Raw genomic sequence first — 18,774 nt, 5'->3', positions numbered from 1 at the left:
TCCGTCCCCTCACCGTCCTTTATCGATTGCGTCTAATACATTTAAAATCAATACAATGGCTTCGGCTCTAGTCGTTTGCTCGTTCGGCGCGAATCGCTGACCGGGTTTGCCTTGAACGAGACCCGAAGCCGTCGCTTTTGCCACCGCCTCGTATCCCCAAGCCGGGATTTGATCGGCGTCTTTATATTCCAATTCGGCAGTTGCCGATTTCCCTTCGAAAGCCCGTGCCATGATCGCGGTCATTTCTACACGGGTAATCGGACGATCCGCTCGAAATGTATGATCCTCGTAAGCAAATATCAATCCTTGATCGGCTATTGCGTATATATGCGGTTTGGCCCATAGAGGGAACTGGCTATCATCTGCATACGGACGCTCCGCGTCTATGGGCAATTCTAGCTGCAGCGCACGGGACAGCAACGAGACGAATTCGCCTCGCGTCACTTTGCGTTCCGGACGGAAAGTATCGTCGGCGTAACCCTCGACGAACCCCAGGCTGACCGCCTGTTCTATTGCCTGCTCCGCCCAGTGACCGGCGATGTCGGTTAATCGAATATGGACGGAAGTATCCTCCACCCGCAGATGATTGCCGGGCTTGTAATCCGTTGTTTTCAGATCCGATGCGACCAAGCTGATGTTATGCAGGCGTATCGTGGAATCTCCTTTGTGTAGCTGCTTGAAAATAAAAGTTGCGAGCTTCAAATTCCCCGATTTGCCAGGGATATTGCCAATTTGGGTATGTGCAAACCGAATCCGATCGTTGCTTAAAATAGGGTTGACCGACATGCCGGGAAAACCGCTTAAAATATCGATCAGCTCCAGCTTGCGAGGCTCATACCCGAGCTCCACTTCGTAGGCATACACATCCGGGACATGCTGAACCCATACGCTGACTATGATTTCGTCGTCCGCTCCGGATTTCACAGCTTCGAGCTTAAACGCAACTGCTTCCGGAATATCGGCATTTTTCGCCATAAGCGCCGAAGGCCATACCGCGCAGCAAGCAAGGGACACTAGATATAACATGACAAACTTTCTGAATACGCTCACCGGGATGATCTCCTTTCCTTGTCAGCTTGAAGAAAACAGGAGGATGACGGAGCGTCCTCCTCCGAATAAAATGGTCAAGACCGATCCTGTCCTCCTTTTTTTATGTATGCATCTGCATTTTTAAGTTTGATAGATTCACTCGCGGATCAACATGCTCCGTTCTTACGAAATACTACCCGTATTTAAGAACAGGCATTGTCTATAATTAAGCACGATGTGATACAAGCGATAGTGTAGGGTAGTGTAGCTGATGGAAGAACTTCATTGAGCGGAAATTCGGGATATGCACAAGCATGGGGGACGAGATTTCTTAAGACGAAGATGGGGTCGGCTATGCGGAAGCGCTTATGGCGCTCGATTGTCGTCTCATTACGGGGAAAAGCAATGTAATCTATTTCAGTGAGATACCCTACGACGAACAACAGTATTACTATCCGGTTGAGATCGAGCTGCAACTAATGAACGCCATTGCCGTTCACTTCCAACTGACTTCTCAATTGAGGAGATACGATCTATAATTATCCCGCCACCAGTTCGGCGGCTCCCCTTATTTCCCACTCGATCGGCTCAAGCACGCGGAACGATCTAGGGTAAACAACTTTGACGATCAGTATGACGCCGGGCTTACGCAGGACGGCTTCGAATTGATGTTCATCATTGCGGTAGACATACGGAAACGTTTGGTCTCCGTTAACAATATCGAAAACAAGCACCTCAATCGGCTCGAGCAGGAAGGAATTGTCCAAAGGCACGCCCTCGCCGTCCACCAGCAGGTTGCCGCCCAAATAATTTAAAGCCGTCTCGGCGGCAGTCTGCGGATCGATGCGAAGCTCGCCATTGCCGAGCGCTTCCTTGTCAAGCTGCTGGGCAGCGGCATGCGCTGCCCGATTGATCGCCCGTTTGCTTTGGGACAATGTCTTCATTGCCAACTCCTCTTCGACGCCCATGAGATGAACCGCCATCCAGATGGTCATCATCATCACGATCAGCAGCAGCTTGTACAAGGCGGCCTCCTCCTTCCATTCACTGGTAGAACCAAATTCATTGGTAGTGCCAAATTCATTAGTAGTGCCAATTAAAGCACTAGCCGGGTTACGGCACGTACTCGCTCATTTTCATCCCGAAAGCCCGCATCCGCGTTTCCGGCGCAATGGGGGACAAGCCGATCAGCGCATCGATCATAAACAAGTTCTCGAACGGATAGCTGATCGCAAGCGTTATGCCCGTCCCCCTTGGCACGGGCAAACCTGGATTGGCGGCGGACACGCCGCTGGTCGTCTCGGCGATGTATTCGATCGCGTCGCGTTCCAATCCCAGGCGTTCCAGCCGATCGGCCGACTGCTGCAGCATCGCGGCGCTAATATAGCCGTATGTACCGCTCGCGCCAACCTCCAGCAAATAATCGACCTCTTGCTGCAGCACCGCTTGCCGAACAATGACGACATGTTTATAGATTGGCGAGAACATCATCCAGCACAGCATCGCCGCGAAAAGCACGAAAAGCAGCAATTGCTTCACGGACTCATCCCCCTTATATAATCGCGGATGGATGCGCCCGCTTCATTTGTCTGCGACCTCATGCCGTCCTCTCCTTCGGCAACCGCCGAATAGACCAGCAATACGGTCACAAGCAATAACATGGATAATAACAATGCGCGCATGGATTGCACCTCCCAAGGATAAACGGCTTACGCCGTCCTTTGGACGAGCGCGTTTACTGATGAAATATAAGAACAAGTATAAGGAGTAAAAACTTTAGAGGAAAAACACCCTCTAATACCCCCGTCTCCGCCCTTGCTTGCTCTTTAGAGGGAAATCCTACCTTTAATACTGGCCGAATCGCTGTTTTCGGGTTGATCCACCTCGATTTAAGGGAGGTTTTCCCTCTAAGCGAGCTGATATTCGAATTTCCCCAGATTAATGGGAGCTTTTCAGACTGTTGAAAAACTCACCAATCTTTAAATAATTCACCAAATTAACGCGTTAATTTAGGTATAATAAAGGTAATAAATTGTACTCGAAAGGCGTGGTTATCGTGTGGAACACCAATAAGTCAGACGCTTCGACCGATTATCAAATGGAACTGGTTTGTGTGGAACAATTGGTGCCTCAAGATCATCTTCTTCGAGTCATTCACGACCATGTCGATTTCTCCTTTATTACCGAGTTAACGCGTCCCTATTACACAGCAACGACGGGTAGACCACCTATCGACCCCATCGTATTATTCAAAATGATGCTCATTGGTTACCTCTTCAACATTCGTTCGGAGCGCCAGTTAGAAAAAGAGATCTTTCCTAATGCGGCGTACCGTTGGTTTTTGGGACTGCGTTTCGTAGACAAGGTGCCCGACCATTCGACGATTAGTTTTAACCGAAACAACCGCTTTGCGGGAACGAACCTGTTTCAGGAGATTTTTGAGAAAGTTGTGCGTTTGGCGATGGAACACCACATGGTGGCAGGCCGCGTACTCATTACCGATTCGACGCATGTTCGAGCCGATGCCAACAATAATGCCTATACCGTTCAAGTCATCGGGAAGACGCCTCACGAATATCTGGAAGAACTTCACCAAGCCGTGAACGAGGATCGAGATCTTCACGAAAAAAAGCCTTTAGCTCCGAAAGAGGAGGTGGAAGTCACCAAACATAAAGTCAGTGCCACAGACCCGGATTGTGGTTATATGAATCGCCGCAATAAGCCAGAAGGATTCCATTATCTCGATCATCGCACCGTGGATCACAAATTCAATATCATCACAGACGTTCATGTGACACCTGGCAATGTAAACGACGCCACCGTCTATCTCGAGCGCTTGCAACGCCAAATCCAAACCTTTGGTTTTGATGCCACATTAGAGGCCGTGCTACTGGACTCCGGCTATATGACGCCCTACATTTGCAAAAAAACATTAGAGATGAATATTTTCCCCGTCATCAACTATCGACAGGCAAGCAGAACACCGGGCCTATTGGCAAAGAGTGACTTTATCTATGATACGGAAAAAGATGTTTACATTTGTCCCGCTGGCCAACAATTGAGCTACTACACCACCAATCGTGCAGGTTACCGGGAATACGTTTCTGCCCCTAGTAGCTGCGCTTCATGTCCAATGCTGTCACAGTGCACGCAGGCCGAAAATAAGCAACGTAAGATTCAGCGTCATATTTGGGAAGCGCATAAAGAACAAGTGATGCTTAACCGTATAAGCCCAGAAGGTGAAGCTCTGTATAAACTTCGCGCCCAAACGATTGAACGAAGCTTTGCAGATGCCAAAAATCTTCATGGTTATCGTCGAAGCAAGCTCCGCGGAATAAACAAAATGCGGGAGCAGTCTTTGATGACGGCAATTTCCCAAAATCTGAAGAAAATTGCGCGGCATCTGGCTTGGAAGGAGATGTTCGTTGGCGGTCTACAGCATGTACAGATACTGTTTCTACCAATTAACACCAAATACCGCTCTATGACTCAAACCCAGGCCGCATAAATGAGGTTATTCAACAGTCTGAGCTTTTCCCTCTATTTTCTGATGCGTTTAAGCAAACAGAGACGGCTTCTTCATGCGGAACCGCCTCCTTCTCAAAGCCGGCCAGACCCGATAGTCCATTAAGGAAGCAACTGGCTGATTCTTGTATTCGCGGCGTTGCCTTGCGATTGCACTTGGCTTCTCGTGCCCGTCGTATCTTGAGCGATGATCGAGTTGAACAATACGATTACGACTACGAGCATCATGACCGTCATCAGAATATTGCGCATTCATTCTCACCTCCTTCATCAATTGCCGTTCTCCGCTCTAGCCGAGAGATTCGAACAGCTTCTGTCCTTCCTTGACCCATGGAAATATAAAAACCTGGAACGTATAAAGAATTGGAATGCCTGCCAGCAGGAACAACACGTACGAGGTGGATTCCTTGCGTCCTTCCTTGGCAAGCTCCAGCTTATCCTTGTAATCCTCGATCCTTACGCGGAGCAGCTCGTAATATTCGCGGCTCTCATGCAGCCGCAGCGCATCCAGCGTCTCCACGAAGCTCATCCCGTCATCCGTTCCGAGCCTGGTCTTAAATCGCTGAAGAGCCGAAGCCGGATCATGATACCACTCCGCCAGCAGCCGCTCCATATCGCCGCGCATCGTCTTTGTGAAAGGAATGCATCGAGTCAGCTTAGCATGGATATGAAGAGACGAATCGGCCAAATACAGAAGCTGATTGCTTATCGTGTAGATCTCCTTCGTCATCTGAAGCGAACGCAGCTTGCCGATCGTTCTGAGCCACATACGGTCCAACGCGAGCAGACCGACAAGCAAGACGGGAATTCCGACAGCCAGTTGGACTGAAGGCGACATCACATTTACGCCCAGCATGACTGCTGACGCGAGCGCCGCCACGATCAAGATCCCGCTGCCGGCGAAGCGCGCAAGCATATACCAAGCGGGATCGACCGTCACGCCGCATGAGGCAAGCAGCAGCTCCCGCTCTCTAAATGCGTGGGAGTCCCTGCTGATCCGAAACAATCTCAGCCAGCCGGCCGGTGGCGGGGCTGCTCTCCAGGACAGAAACGCCAGCCTGCTCCAGCGAGGAGCCTTTCTCGGCAGCAATGACAACAGCGCATATATGGCAACGGCCGCGAATAACAGCTGTCCCGCTATCAGGGCCAGCCGAATTCCCTGCTCCGCTTGCTCGAACATGGGGAGCCCTCCTTCCCTCTTACATCTTTTTGCGAGATAACCATAGTCCCATCAGGAACGACGCGAAGATCAGCAGCAGCGCGTTCAGCAGCATGTCCTTCCCCTGCGGATCGAACAAATAGTAATAATAGGCGTTCTCCGGGTTGTACTTGATGTTGATGCCGACGAACAAAGCCAGGAACAATACCGGCGTGAAGTTGGCGATTCTAATCTCCAGCAGCCGATGACGCTCCTGCTCGTTGGAACGCCGCGCCTTGCGCATGTCGCCCAGCAGCTCGCGCAGACCGTCCGTCACCGTCACGCCTTCCGTCAAGGCGACCCGCATAATGTTTGCGAAGTAATCCGCCCACACATGTCCCAGCGATCCCGCCATAAGCCGCAGCGACCTCTCGTCGTCTCCCCGCACGGACAGATTCCGGTACAGCTGCTCGAACACCGCCTGCATGGGACCGAGCAGCCGCTTCTCTTCGATCGCGCGCTGCAGAGCCGTCCGGATATGACGTTCCCCCGTGACAAGATAACATTGATAGAACAGCTCCACGGCTGGCAGGAAGTCCAACTGCGCCTGCATCCTGCGGTGGATAAGCAGTCCCCGGAGCAAAGCGTAAGGCGCGACGCCGACAAGAACCCCGAACAGCAGCGTGCCCTTCATACTTTGGAAAAACATGCCGCCAAGCGAGACCCCCATCAGCAGCAGAATAAACGATGCCCCCAGAAACAGATCTGCCGTCATCTTTAGCCGCAGCGTCTCCAGCAACAGGGCACAATGCTCCCGCAGCCGCGCATATATGGTAAACTCCCGCATGAGCAGCCGGCGCAGGCTTCGGGGCGATTCGTAAGTCAGACGATTTCGCAATCTACGCCTGTCATGAACGATATCGATCAGATTGCCTATGATATAAGAAAACAGCAAGAACAGAGCGGCAGCGGCTGCCGTCATCGTCAGATGGTTCATAACGTGCACATCGCCTCCAGTCTCAACACTTCCATGTCCATTACTCGTAAGCAAGGGTCATGTGCAATACCCCGCCGCCGCCAGTTTCGCTGCCTTCCTCTCGGACGGCGCCGCTTCGAATCGCCAATCATCCTGCAGCTCGTCGTACACCGCCCAATCCTGGACGAAGGCTTCTCCGCCTCGCCAGCCCAGCTCTCCAATACGGGCAACAATTCGGCGGCCTGCCACGATCTTCATTTGGATCCCTACCTCCGTCACAAATTCGGCTATCCGCTTCGAAAGCCGCTCCGCGTTCATCGCCCTGCCGTCCAGCATGCACATATCGGTAATCGCCTCCGGCACGTCCTCCAGCTCGTTCGCATGAACCGTCGTCATGCTGCCGCTATGTCCCCTCGTGCATGCGCGAACGTAGATGTTGGCGTCCTCGTCGCGTATTTCGGCATGGACGATCCGCTGCGGCGATTGCCTTAACGCCAGCTTAAATGCCTGCGCGGAAGAGTGGCCGCCATCCTCCTCTGACGATTCGTATTCGACGATATTTTTGTCCGGGAAGTCCCGCCCGAGCATCATCTCGAATCGGCCTTCGATCGTAATGATTCGTTCTTCGTCGGGAAGCTCCGCAATGAGCGCCTTCAGCAAATTCGTCTTGCCGGAGTTTGTTGCGCCGATGACGACGATATTGAATCTCGCATGAAGGATGGCCCGGAGCAGCCCCGCCACCCTTGCATTCATCGATCTGTAAGGATAGTCCGCCAGCGCTGCCAGACTGAACGTGCGCATCGTATAGAACCGAATGGTCAGCGTGGGACTTGCCGTGAAACCAAAGCCCGTCATGGTGACGCGCGAGCCGTCGCGCAGCATCACTTCCGCCCAGCGCTTGCGCGGCGTTATCCGGTCGTTGTTGAACAACACCAAATTTTGCTGGATGCGTTCCACATCTCTCAGCTCTTCGAATGCGAACTTAGACAGCGTCCCGAATCCGCTCCTCACCTCGTAGATTCGGGTTCCTACGACCTGAATCTCCTCCAGTCCTTCCCGATCCGCAAGCACCAGCTCCAGCACATGGAGTCCCACCACCTCTGCAAACAGCGCTTCCGCCAATGTCGCATAAGGATGCCGCCAACCTTCCACCTGCTGGATACGCAAACGGATGAGACGCTCCTCGATAATCGCGAGCACTTGCTCCCGCTCCTGCGGGAAACCCAGCACGGCACGATTTAGCGTTTCGCCATAAGCTCTGCGCTCTTCTTCCGTGAGCCCTCTCGGAGCGCTTAAGTAAGAACGTATGTCATCCACCAGTTGGCTCTGCTCCTCTGCCGGCGAATGGCTTTCCTCCAGCTTCCCTAATGCTTCCGAGGTCTCTGGCACGGATTGCTTGTCGGGATTCCGTCCTCCGGTCCTTGCCGCGAATTCCGCGGGAGAGAACTTTGTCCGCTCCTGACTCATGCCGACCCCGTCCTTTCTCTCGCGCTCATTCGCTTGAACGGCCATGCGAGAAGCTTGGCGCGAGGCACGGGCAACCCCAACCCGTAACGGGAAACGATCCTTCCCGCTTCTCTCGACATTGCCGCTTTCCCCGCCTTATCCTCCTTCAGCCACAGGTGAAACGCGCCTTGATCCAGGCTGGCGAACAACGTCTGCGACAAACGGAGCTCGCTGATTCCTGCAGCGCCAAGCTCTCTTCCGATCTGCGCTGCACTGTATGCGTCACGTCCCCAAGGCGCACGAATGACAAGGCATTCGTATTGCGCCGGTCGCACCTTGAACAGCGGCGATACGTCGCCAATCCATCGTTTGCCGTCCTCCTGGAAGTGAGACAGCGCTCCTGTCGTCACTACGACCCGCATAGTAGCCCGCTGAATCGCGCATACCGTCGCCGCGTTATCCCAGTACGCCCCGACGTCTAGCACGACGCAGGAGAACGTCCGCTCCGCCACGTCGAGCAAATGCTGAATTTCCCTATCGGTAAAATATTCCGCCTGCTCCCTGTTCAAACTTCCGAACAACACCCGGAGATTACGCTGCCCCGGCAGCTCGAACATCGCGCGTTGCAGCATGGCCGGCGTCAATGCCGCCGACCGAAGCTCGGGCTGCAGCTTGTCGAGCGTCGTTTCGGGTTCGTCCACGCCGAGGAACCGGTGCAGCTTGGCGCTCTTGAGATGCAGGCACAAATAGCCGACCGGCTTTTCTGTCGCTTCCGCAAGCCTCATCGCCGAAGCGAATGCTGCCGTTGTCGTACCTATATTTGGCGTCGTGCCGACAAAAACGATCATCGTCCCTTGCTTGCCGCTCATGGCTGTTCCTCCTCCTCATCCTTGGTCTCTAGATCATGCTGCCGTATGCCTGACATAGAGGACTCCCTGTCAACCGCATTGCCAATCCGTTCGAAAGACGCCGGGCTGTAGGCGATCACAAGCTTGACTTCTCCGCCCTTGCACAGCTCGTCGATGGTCAGCCATTGGGTCTCGGTCAGATTCAGATTGATGGCGTCGATGCTGCCGTTGGCGTCCCTGCGGGCCGCGTACATCTCTTCCTTATTGCCCTCGGCGAGCGACAACAGATGCGGACGCTCCATATTGTCTATCTCTACGTTGCCTGCCGTCTTAACGGAAGCTACCACGACCGGTTCGTCGAACACACGCGTCGAAGCCCCTTCCGGTCCCGATGCAAACAACGTTACAAGATCTCCGGCGCGTATGCCGCTGGAGATGGAACGTATGTAGTCCTTGGGCAGTTGAAAGGTCGCTTCCGAACCTCTCGGCTGAAGGCCGTATTCGTTAAGCTTCCATGCCAGCACGGGCTCCCCTCTTCCCATCGGCACGACGGCTTCCTTGCCGGCCACGGCGTCGACAACCTCAACCATCTCTTTCTGATAAGCTTCGGCAGGCAGCCGGAGCAGCATCAAATCTTCCGCTTGTATTCGTTCTCCCGCAGCAATAAACCGAACAGGAGCCACGACCGGCATGGTCGCCTGTCGCTCCACCTGCAGCCGCTGCAGATCGTACAGCCCGTAGACAAGACTTGCCGATAATACCGCCGCAACCAGACTGAGCCACATATTTCGCCCCTTGCCCATCCCTTCTCCACTCCCTTCCCGACAACGACAAAAAAGAACGCACGCGCAAGCCGGTCTCGGCTCTTCGCATGCGTTCTTCGCATTCGTAGTCACATATCATTTAACTTTAGTGTTCAATTGGGTATATAATATCAATAATTGTCATGATTTGTCTATAACAAATTTTAAAAATCGATCAAACCGACGCTAATCAACAGCGCATCGTCGACCTTCCGCATCGTTTCGTCGTCCAGATGCGTAATTTTGTCCGTCAGACGCTGCTTGTCGATCGTACGGATCTGCTCCAGCAGCACGACGGAATCGCGGTCGAAGCCATGCGTCGCCGCATCCATCTCTACATGCGTCGGCAACTTTGCTTTCTGAATTTGAGCGGTGATGGCAGCTACGATGACGGTAGGGCTGAAGCGGTTACCGATGTCATTCTGTATTACGAGAACGGGACGGACTCCTCCCTGTTCAGATCCTACGACTGGGGACAAATCGGCAAAAAAAACATCTCCGCGTTTGACGATCAAGCTCTACACCCCGCTCACTAGACGCCCTAACGTGTGATCCGCTTCTTCCTCTGCTTGAAACGCTTCCGAGGCCATGTTCAGATTGATTCTCGCCATCTCCATATAGCCGCGCTGCATGGACTCGCGGATTTGGCGTTTCTTGCGCTCTACCAGATACAGCTTCATGGCTTGCCGAATAAATTCGCTGCGATTGGAGTTTTCCTTGGCGACGATTCCGTCGACTTCCTCCAGCAGCTGATCGGGCAGGCTGATCATGATCCTTTTCGTATTATGGATATTGGCCACCGAACTGACACCCCCAAAACTTTTCCAAAGCCACTGTGCACGTGCATGATGAAATCTATGCGGTTATAGCAGGTACATTCTGGCGCTGCTACGTAAAATGTTCAAGCGGAGTATTTATACTCCCTTATAGTCTGGCAAAATATAGCCTCCGCTATACTTCAACATATCTATGTTAGTCATATATCAATTATGCTATATCGCGGCATGCATGAGGCGTGCAGAATAACCTCTACAGTACATTCGATATTCGTTCCCCAAATTCCTCCGTCGCTGCCGGAATTTCCTTCATGAAAAAAATCCCACTAGATACGGGCGCGGCTATGCCAGCTCGTTGCGAACCGAGACGACTGCCCCGTCAGACGTATAGACGCGAGGCACGCGGGACGCGATCATGCATGCAATCTCGTAGTTGATCGTGCCAAGCTGATCCGCGAGTTCTTCCATCGTAATGACTTCGTCGCCCTGTCGTCCGATCAGCACAACCTCTTCGCCCTGCTGAACCTCTCCGGCTTCGGAGGCCATCAGCCTCTCGTCGTCCAGCGTAATCATGCACTGGTCCATGCAGATCGTGCCCCGTATCGGCAGCTTGACGCCGCGCACAAGTCCTTGCGCTTTGCCCGAGAGCATCCGGCTGTACCCATCGGCATATCCGATCGGCAGCGTGCCGATCCTCTCTCCGCCTTTTGCGAAATAACGGGTACCGTAGCTAATTCCCCAGCCCTCAGGCGCCTGCTTGACGAAGGAAACCTCCGTCTTTAGCGACATAACCGGAGCAAGCGCGATCTTTTCCCGATTTACTTCGGCAGACGGGTACAAACCGTACATCGCGATTCCAAGCCGCACCATGCCGCCCGCCCACTCCGGAGTCTCCATCCCCGCGGCGCTGTTGGCAGCATGAATGATCGGTAGCCGGATACCGCGCTCCTCAAGCGCTTTGGCAACGGCAGAGAATCGCTCATGCTGCGATCTCGTATATCCTTTGTCCAGCTCATCCGCGCGCGCATAATGCGTAAACATGCCCTCAACCTCAAGCTGCGGAGTAGCCAGGCAATGTTCGGCGAACGTTACCGCCTCTTCCAGTCCTAGCACGCCAAGACGGCCCATGCCGGAATCCACTTTTACATGAATCTTGAGCTTGCGGCCATCCGGAGCGTCCGGAAGGTTTCCCGCTGCCTCGCGAACGTCTTCCCTGAACATGCTGATTGTAATATCATGCTCTCGAGCAAGACCAAGGGCATCACCAGGCACGTATCCCAATACAAGAATAGGCGCGCGAACGCCACTTCTTCGAAGTCCCAGCGCCTCATCCAGGAACGCGACGCCCAAATAATCAATGCCGAAACTCTCGGCGGCCTTTGCAATCTCCACGGCTCCATGACCATAGGCGTTCGCCTTAACGGAAGCCATCAGCTTGCAGCCGTCGGGAAGCGCGGCGCGTATAGCGGTTAGATTGTGCCGCAAGGCATCGAGCGAAATTTCTGCCCTCGTAGGGCGATAATACGAATCCAAGTCTTTCACCTTCTCCTCTAGCAGTAACGCAGGAACAATCCGGGCAGTCAACATCAATAAAATCAATGTTAAACGAGGCTGCCGGGACTGTCAATGCAATGCATGCCAGAATCGGCTGGCACGTATTGGAAATCCCATGCCAGCCGAGTATTAAGCAGGTTATTATTTATTTCGCCATCTCGCCTTGGACCGATTGCGCTACCTTTAACATCTCGCTCTCCGGCAGATTTTCGCTCGTAAGGCGGAATTGCTGACCCTCGTACGTCCAGGTAAGGGTCTGCAGCTTGTCATCGCCCGTGATCTGGCCGATGTTGTCGAATCCGACATCCACCATACGTCCGGGAACAAGCGTCGTTGCCACATCCTTCGGCATCGTCTGAATGAGCGTGTAGCTGTATACTCCCTCATAACGTGTCATCATGCCGGGATTGCCGCCGAATACAATGTCCTTGGCATCCTTCATCGATACGCCTCTCGGGAGGTACGATGGTCCCATGGCCACGAAGTCGGCCGGCTCTTCGCCTTCCACGCCTGTCGATGCATCCTCTTCTTCTGCACCTGCTTCTTCGTCGCCGGGTTCTTCCTCGTTATTGCCGCTTCCTTCAACCTTGCCGTCCGTATCCTCGTCTTCGACTGCATCGTCGCCAGGCGCCGTGGTATCGTCGGTGTTCTCCGGCGTTGCTATGGTCGGTTCGTCGTTGCCGGCCGACGGGGAAGCTTCCGCTTGCATATTCGCTTCCGTCTGGAATACGCTTGGCTCGAACTTCGTTCCGAACTCGAAGTCGTCGAACTTCACGTCTACGACGACAGAAGCGTTCGTATCGCTGACTTCCACCTGTACCGGGCTCAGATCCGCTTTGTCCAGCCAGATCTTCTGGCGGGCTAACGAGCCGTTGTTGTAGCTCGCCATAACGTCGAACACGTAGGCGTCCTCGTCTACGGCGAATACTCTGGAGTTGTCTACAATGATGCTTTGCGCAAGCGTCTGGTACAGATAAACCTGGCCTTGATTTTGCGGCCAGTCGCTTTGAAACCGGAATACTTTGTTTAGCTTGGGTGTCAATACGAATACGCCATCGTCGTTGCGAAGCACGATCTGCGTAATGTCCTTCTCCTCGTTCGTCAGCTTGATGCGGTAGTAATGCGGCGTCTGGTACGACACCTCCACCTGATACGTCAGCGGCTGCTGGCCGGTATGAAGCGTCATCGTGCCGTTGCCTTGGTAACTCTCCATGTCGTTCACGTACTTCTCGAGATCCTTCACCACGGACTCGGCGTCCTTTGTACCACCACAAGCAGATAGAACAAGCGCGAATACCATAATAATTGCCGCCGTCCATGCCATGCGACGCATGTAATCATCCCCTCTGACCATCGAATTTTTACTGGATGATAACATGTCTATGTGGGGACTTGGACAATTATGCGGACAGGGTTGACGAGCTTGCGGGATATTTTTAAGGATGAGGTCAAACCCTGATATTTTCACCGTTTAATTCAATCGCTTGTCGTACTGTTTAATACGAAAATACATCATGCGGCGTCAACTGTTTCAAGCTAAATCCACACGGCCTTGTTGGCGATATTCGGATGGCGTAAGCCCCGTTTGCTGCTTAAAATTATTCGAAAAGTAATGAATACTGTTATAGCCAAGACGTTCTGCGATGCTCTCTATCCTTTCGCCGCTAAGCAGTAATTGTTTTGCCCGTTTTACTCGCTCCGTCATCAAATAATCCTTCGGACTGGTTCCCATCTCCATCTTAAACAACCTCGAATAATGGACAGGATGATAACCGCATAACGCCGCTAACTCGGCGACAGTCCAGTGACGTTCAGGCTCTGCACGGATGGCGTCCAAAGTAGCGGCCAGGAAAGGAGATACAACTCGCTTGATTTCCCCCAATTGGCAACGCAGCATATGAGTGATCATCTCCAGCATAATTCCGCGCAAGCTCCAATCAAACCAGCCATGCCCGCCTCGATATTCCTTTACCAAACGCAATAAGAAAGGCTCCATCCCCGGATATGCGAACTTGTGAGGGAAAAGCTCACCACGACGGTCCCCAAGCGAGACCTCATATCGTGCCGCTTCTTGTGTGAGCTGCTCCTGCTCGCAGCCCAAAATCGCATAAGCGGGATGAAGCGGCGCCGGAGAAACATGATCGAAGTGGAAATGAACACTATAGTAATCGGTCTCTTCTAGCGTTTCCAGGCGATGAGGACTCTCGCTTCCAAAAAACACACCTTGCCCCGAAGCGATCGCGATCTGTTCGTTGCCTAGCTGCAATCCGGCTTTTCCTCTGATTACATAAAAGATTTGACAATCCGGAATAATCCGCGGTCCCCACACCGTGCAAGGTTCGGCCTGATCACGGCTTGCAAAGTTGACTGTCGGTTTCAAATCGACAATAGAATATATTCTCACCTCAACCTGCGCTCCCTTATTCCATTCTCCGAAAAATGTTGAATAATTATAAAGATATCTAGCACTATTGCAAATACATCTGAAAACCCTTCCACTATGCTTATAGTATCAAATATTACCTGATAAAGGTATGAGAGGGGATTATCAACACATGTTAACAAAAGCGCAAATCGAACAATTTCATCGGGATGGCTTTTTAAAAGGCGGGATCGTACTAAGTGAAGCCGAAGTCGATCTGCTGCGCGCAGAGCTTGATCTTGTCATGGAAGGGAAGTCCGTGCGAAAACCAGTAAGGAATGTAAATTTGCTGGAGGGTGCTGGAAATATGGGCATGGACATGACAGTAAATGAAAAGGTCGTGCAAATCGTAAACATTTGGATGGCGAGCGAAGCCTTCTATCAACATGCGCAGAATGCAACGATTTGCGAAGAGATCGCTCAACTTGCGAATACGGATATGGTACGAATTTGGCATGATCAGATCCAATACAAGCCGCCTTATTCCGGCGGACCAACCGGCTGGCATCAAGACCATCCTCTCTGGCCCATCATCCAACCCGCCGAACTCGTAAGCGCTTGGGTCGCTTTGGATGATGCCGTCATTGAGAATGGCTGCATGTGGATGGTACCCGGCAGTCATCTTTGGGGCAACCACCAGCGCTACTTGGCAAGCGACGATCATTTCAAGCCGTATCATCGTCAGCCGGAACTGTTGCCGGCAGATGCAATCGTAGAATCTGTGCCATTCGAGATCAAGAAAGGTCAAGTTGGCTACCACCACTCCTTAACGTGGCACGGCAGCCCCCACAATCGCTCTTCATTAAAGCGTCGCGCGATTGCCGTCCACTACATGCCTGGTCATACACGCTACGAACCTGCAGGCGGACATCCGATGGAAAGCCACGTAAAAGTACAGCCTGGTGAAATCCTGTCGGGGGATGACTTCCCTGTCGTCTGGACACGCGCTACTCCGCGGCAATGATCATCGATAGATGCCGAAGGGGATCGCAATGATGGCCGATCCGATGGCGAGAAACGTATTTATCCGCTGCAAAGGGATTGGTGTTACAATATGGGTAGACTATACATTTTCCCATAAGCGAGGAACCCAGCATGCCCTTCAAGGAAGAACCCGCCATCCTGCTGCTCGACCGAATGAACGATTTCCGCCATAGCGATCCTTTGTACGCCTTTGCCCTGGATGAGCTCCTCTGCCGAAGCGCCGGCAAAGGCGGACCGGCAATCTGTCATCTATGGCGCCATCCCCATGCGTTCGTGCTGGGCCAGAAAGATAGCCGTATGCCGCGAGCAAAGGAAGCCAGGCAGTGGCTGGAGGAGAGTGGCTGGATGACGGTTGTGCGCAATTCTGGCGGAGCGGCCGTTCCTCTGGATGCCGGCGTCGTTAATGTCTCCCTTATTCTTCCCAAGGAGAATGCCTTGGATCTTCGATTCCATAACGACTTCGAACGGATGTATCATTTAATAGCGGAAGCCTTGCATAGCACCGGTCGATTGGTGGAGAAAGGCGAGATCACAGGCGCCTATTGCCCCGGCGACTTCGATCTGAGCATCGAAGGCTACAAATTTTGCGGCATCGCCCAGCGGCGGCAGACACATGCATCGATCATACAGGCTTTCGTCGTGGCAGAGGGCTCCGGCCGCACTCGCGCCGAGCTCGTCCGCGCCTTCTATGATGTCGCCTCCTGCGGCGACGACTCGCTCGGCCATCCCATCGTGGTCGGCGACAGCACCGCCAGTCTGGAGGAGATTGCCGGCCTTGGCCCCCATGGCGCGCAAGTCTTCGCAGCTGCCATCAAATCTGCCATTCAGAGCAGGCAGACGCCAGCAGGTGTCGAGGAAGCCGCCGCTCGACTAATAATGCCCACGGAGGAAGAATTGGATACGATGGCGAGCTCGCTTAAAAACCGATACACAACGGATTGTTAGCTCCTTTGCTTGCTCTCGTCTCCTTGCGTTCCATATAGGCCGTTCTTACACATCTGGCCTATCGCGCGCACGCTCGGCAAATAGCGTATAAATTAGGCTGCTCAGGAGCCCCTTTGGGTTCCCGAGCAGCCTTTTTTCCGTACGTCCTACCTCACCGTAATCCCCTCTCCCGGTCGTGCGTCCGAGTCCTGCCCCGCCTAAAGGCCAGTTCCAACAATAGACTGCGGACTGTTACGAAGCATTCGCCCGAGCTATACAATAAGGACATAGATGAGCAACACGAAAGGATGAATGCGAGATGAAAAAATTGTTTCGTTCCACTTCGGACAGTAAATTAACCGGATTATGCGGGGGACTTGGACAATGGCTGGGGATCGACTCCAACATCGTCAGAATGCTGGTCGTTATTGCAGGTTTCTTCAGCTTCGGCAGCGTGCTACTCATTTACTTGATCGCTTCGCTGTTCATTCCGAAGGCGCCGTATAATGATTTCCGTTTCGTCGACCACTACTAATCCGGCAACAACCAAAGCAACAACAACCACATCAAAACTAAACATATAGGGAGAGAAATGACATGGGAATTCTACAACGCGTATTGAATATGACGAAGGCTGCCGCTAACGAGATGCTGGACAAAATGGAAAATCCGGTTATGATGCTTAACCACTATTTGCGGGACTTGGATGAGGTGATCGAACGCACGGAACGTTCGATGTCGCAACAACTCGTCCAGGAACGCGTAATGAGCTCCAAGCTGGGAGAACTGCATGCGCAGGCTCAATATTACGAGGGCAAAGCGGAACAAGCCGCGTTGGAAGGCCGTGAGCAAGAAGCACGCATGGCGCTGGAAGCCAAGCTGTTATATCTGGAGCAAGCGGAGGAAACCGCAAAGCTGCGCGACCTCGCCAAGCAATCGGCAGACGACCTGCGTTTGCGCGTGGAAGGTCTGAAGGAAGAGAAAACCCGTCTGCAGAGCAAACGAGAAGAGCTAATGACACGCGTAAGGCAAATGTCGGCAACGAGCGAAGCCGGTACCGGCAATGGCGTATACGGCGGACCGACCCACCTGCATAGCAGTTCGGCAAGCAAAGGCTTCGAGAGAATCGAGCAGAAGGTTATGGAATGGGAAGCCTCCCGCGAGCTTGCAAGAACAGCTCCGACGGCAGGCGGGGCAGGCGGCGGATACGCTCCTGTCGACATCAAGGGAGAACAACGTTCCGCCCAGGTGGAAGAACAATTGCAACGGCTGATGAGCAAATCCGGCAACTAGCCTTTATATACAGCTCTTGCTTAAGGGGCTGGCATCGGAAGGAGCAAAGCGGATGAGCCGGTCCCGCCTGTAGAACGAAAAAGCCTTCAAACCATTGTCTTAATGGGTTGAAGGCTTTTTCGCAATATAGGAAATCATATGATTTCCTGATTTCGCCATACTCTCTCTCTATTTCTCGGCAAGGTTAAGAGCCGTGCCGCCAAATAGACGATTGCCGTTTAAACTTGCATTTGCGCATGTTATCCCTCATGCGCCCATTATTCCGCGTAAATCATTTTGCGAGTCATGCCGCCGTCCACCGTTATATGTGTACCCGTCACAAAATCGTTCCGCGGATTCGTCAGATACAAACATGCTTTAGCGATATCCTCCGGCTTGCCTACTCGTCCCGCGGGATGCTGGGCATGATCCTCCGTTCGCAGCGCTCCGTAATCGCCCGTCTCGATCCAACCTGGACATATCGCATTGACCGTAATTCCGTCGGGACCGAGCGATGCAGCGAGCGCGTGCGTCAGCGACAGGATCCCGCCCTTCGATGCCGCATAGGCTTCCGAGCAGGGCTCCGACATGTGCGCCCGCGTCGATGAAATATTGACGATGGAGCCGCCGATTCCATCCTTCCTCATCAGCTTGGCTCCCTCGCGCGAGCAGAGAAACGTGCCTCTCAGATTCGTATGAACGACATGATCCCATTCGTCGATCTCCAGGTCGTACGGCGACTTCCAAATACCGAAGCCCGCATTGTTGACAACGATATCCAATCGCCCGAACATAATCTCGATATCCACGAACAAGCGGCTTACTTCTTCAGGCTTGCTTATATCGACAACAAAAGAAGCGGAATCCAACTCTTCGCGTTCCAATAGCGCAGCCGTTTCTTCCAGACTAGCTTCATTCCTGTCGGCAATGAGCGACAATGCCCCTTCCCGCCCATAAGCCAGCGCCAGCTCGCGCCCGATTCCTGCTCCCGCTCCCGTAATAAGCACGATTTTCCCGTCATGCGTTCCTTGTTCCGTCATAATTTCATCCCCCGCCTTTCTGGTGGTTGGTTTGATG

At 53.0% G+C, this 18,774-nt stretch carries 21 protein-coding genes; 5 read left to right on the top strand and 16 right to left on the bottom strand.

The genetic code is table 11. The annotated features are described in order from the left end of the window. Positions 1–9: 9 nt before the first annotated feature. The 4 genes from H7F31_RS10730 to H7F31_RS10715 all read right to left on the bottom strand — a co-directional run bounded on the left by H7F31_RS10730 (position 10) and on the right by H7F31_RS10715 (position 2,711). Entirely contained in the window at positions 10–1,050 is a 1,041-nt protein-coding gene (locus H7F31_RS10730; RefSeq protein WP_187104154.1) for an S-layer homology domain-containing protein, read from the bottom strand. Between the two features lie 518 nt (positions 1,051–1,568). Continuing rightward, on the bottom strand, positions 1,569–2,054 hold the full coding sequence (locus H7F31_RS10725) for a hypothetical protein (protein WP_187104153.1): 486 nt from the start codon (positions 2,052–2,054) through the stop codon (positions 1,569–1,571). Positions 2,055–2,142: 88 nt separating this feature from the next. Further along, on the bottom strand, positions 2,143–2,568 hold the full coding sequence (locus H7F31_RS10720) for a hypothetical protein (protein ID WP_187104152.1): 426 nt from the start codon (positions 2,566–2,568) through the stop codon (positions 2,143–2,145). Next, positions 2,565–2,711, bottom strand: a complete 147-nt coding sequence (locus H7F31_RS10715) for a hypothetical protein (protein WP_187104151.1) — start codon at positions 2,709–2,711, stop codon at positions 2,565–2,567. Before H7F31_RS10715 ends, H7F31_RS10720 begins: the two co-directional genes overlap by 4 nt. A gap of 416 nt (positions 2,712–3,127) precedes the next feature. On the opposite strand from H7F31_RS10715, the gene H7F31_RS10710 reads away from it, so the two are divergent. Continuing rightward, complete coding sequence (locus H7F31_RS10710) at positions 3,128–4,537, top strand: IS1182 family transposase (protein WP_261800465.1); 1,410 nt, start codon at positions 3,128–3,130, stop codon at positions 4,535–4,537. Positions 4,538–4,656: 119 nt separating this feature from the next. Here H7F31_RS10710 and H7F31_RS10705 read toward each other — a convergent pair whose 3' ends face one another. The 11 genes from H7F31_RS10705 to H7F31_RS10655 all read right to left on the bottom strand — a co-directional run bounded on the left by H7F31_RS10705 (position 4,657) and on the right by H7F31_RS10655 (position 14,499). Beyond that, on the bottom strand, positions 4,657–4,806 hold the full coding sequence (locus tag H7F31_RS10705; protein WP_179215673.1) for a hypothetical protein: 150 nt from the start codon (positions 4,804–4,806) through the stop codon (positions 4,657–4,659). A gap of 37 nt (positions 4,807–4,843) precedes the next feature. Then, on the bottom strand, positions 4,844–5,734 hold the full coding sequence (locus tag H7F31_RS10700) for a hypothetical protein (protein ID WP_187104150.1): 891 nt from the start codon (positions 5,732–5,734) through the stop codon (positions 4,844–4,846). A gap of 19 nt (positions 5,735–5,753) precedes the next feature. After that, a complete protein-coding gene (locus H7F31_RS10695; protein ID WP_187104149.1) occupies positions 5,754–6,689 on the bottom strand; it encodes a type II secretion system F family protein in 936 nt (311 codons plus the stop codon). A gap of 57 nt (positions 6,690–6,746) precedes the next feature. Further along, positions 6,747–8,135: a CpaF/VirB11 family protein gene (locus H7F31_RS10690; RefSeq protein WP_187104148.1), complete on the bottom strand. Its 1,389-nt coding sequence runs from the start codon at positions 8,133–8,135 to the stop codon at positions 6,747–6,749. Further along, the gene (locus H7F31_RS10685; protein ID WP_187104147.1) at positions 8,132–8,983 is read right to left on the bottom strand and encodes a CpaE/TadZ family protein; all 852 of its coding nucleotides are present in this window, start codon (positions 8,981–8,983) and stop codon (positions 8,132–8,134) included. Before H7F31_RS10685 ends, H7F31_RS10690 begins: the two co-directional genes overlap by 4 nt. After that, the gene (locus H7F31_RS10680; RefSeq protein ID WP_187104146.1) at positions 8,980–9,765 is read right to left on the bottom strand and encodes an SAF domain-containing protein; all 786 of its coding nucleotides are present in this window, start codon (positions 9,763–9,765) and stop codon (positions 8,980–8,982) included. The genes H7F31_RS10685 and H7F31_RS10680 overlap by 4 nt, the downstream gene beginning before the upstream one ends. A gap of 164 nt (positions 9,766–9,929) precedes the next feature. Further along, positions 9,930–10,280 (bottom strand): type II toxin-antitoxin system PemK/MazF family toxin, encoded by a 351-nt coding sequence (locus H7F31_RS10675; protein ID WP_087569551.1) that lies wholly within the window; start codon positions 10,278–10,280, stop codon positions 9,930–9,932. Between the two features lie 3 nt (positions 10,281–10,283). Next, the gene (locus tag H7F31_RS10670; RefSeq protein WP_087569552.1) at positions 10,284–10,565 is read right to left on the bottom strand and encodes a CopG family ribbon-helix-helix protein; all 282 of its coding nucleotides are present in this window, start codon (positions 10,563–10,565) and stop codon (positions 10,284–10,286) included. Between the two features lie 318 nt (positions 10,566–10,883). Continuing rightward, positions 10,884–12,074, bottom strand: a complete 1,191-nt coding sequence (gene alr, locus H7F31_RS10665) for an alanine racemase (protein WP_187104145.1) — start codon at positions 12,072–12,074, stop codon at positions 10,884–10,886. A gap of 166 nt (positions 12,075–12,240) precedes the next feature. After that, positions 12,241–13,428, bottom strand: a complete 1,188-nt coding sequence (locus H7F31_RS10660; protein ID WP_108996040.1) for a LolA family protein — start codon at positions 13,426–13,428, stop codon at positions 12,241–12,243. Positions 13,429–13,626: 198 nt separating this feature from the next. Then, complete coding sequence (locus tag H7F31_RS10655; protein WP_187104144.1) at positions 13,627–14,499, bottom strand: helix-turn-helix domain-containing protein; 873 nt, start codon at positions 14,497–14,499, stop codon at positions 13,627–13,629. A gap of 151 nt (positions 14,500–14,650) precedes the next feature. On the opposite strand from H7F31_RS10655, the gene H7F31_RS10650 reads away from it, so the two are divergent. The 4 genes from H7F31_RS10650 (at position 14,651) to H7F31_RS10635 (ending at position 17,718) form a co-directional block, all read left to right on the top strand. After that, complete coding sequence (locus tag H7F31_RS10650) at positions 14,651–15,481, top strand: phytanoyl-CoA dioxygenase family protein (protein WP_187104143.1); 831 nt, start codon at positions 14,651–14,653, stop codon at positions 15,479–15,481. A gap of 131 nt (positions 15,482–15,612) precedes the next feature. Continuing rightward, positions 15,613–16,446 carry a lipoate--protein ligase family protein gene (locus tag H7F31_RS10645; RefSeq protein ID WP_187104142.1) on the top strand — a complete coding sequence of 278 codons (834 nt, stop codon included), beginning with the start codon at positions 15,613–15,615 and terminating at the stop codon, positions 16,444–16,446. Positions 16,447–16,744: 298 nt separating this feature from the next. After that, a complete protein-coding gene (locus H7F31_RS10640; RefSeq protein ID WP_087569558.1) occupies positions 16,745–16,960 on the top strand; it encodes a PspC domain-containing protein in 216 nt (71 codons plus the stop codon). Between the two features lie 62 nt (positions 16,961–17,022). Then, positions 17,023–17,718 carry a PspA/IM30 family protein gene (locus H7F31_RS10635; protein ID WP_187104141.1) on the top strand — a complete coding sequence of 232 codons (696 nt, stop codon included), beginning with the start codon at positions 17,023–17,025 and terminating at the stop codon, positions 17,716–17,718. Between the two features lie 257 nt (positions 17,719–17,975). On the opposite strand, the gene H7F31_RS10630 is transcribed toward H7F31_RS10635, so the two are convergent. Further along, positions 17,976–18,737 carry an SDR family NAD(P)-dependent oxidoreductase gene (locus H7F31_RS10630; RefSeq protein ID WP_187104140.1) on the bottom strand — a complete coding sequence of 254 codons (762 nt, stop codon included), beginning with the start codon at positions 18,735–18,737 and terminating at the stop codon, positions 17,976–17,978. Between the last annotated feature and the right edge of the window lie 37 nt (positions 18,738–18,774).

Source organism: Paenibacillus sp. PAMC21692, assembly GCF_014303795.1.
Lineage (GTDB): Bacteria > Bacillota > Bacilli > Paenibacillales > Paenibacillaceae > Pristimantibacillus > Pristimantibacillus agaridevorans.
The sequence above is the reverse complement of the archived record's forward strand: the minus strand, read 5'-3'. Positions and strand labels throughout refer to the sequence as shown.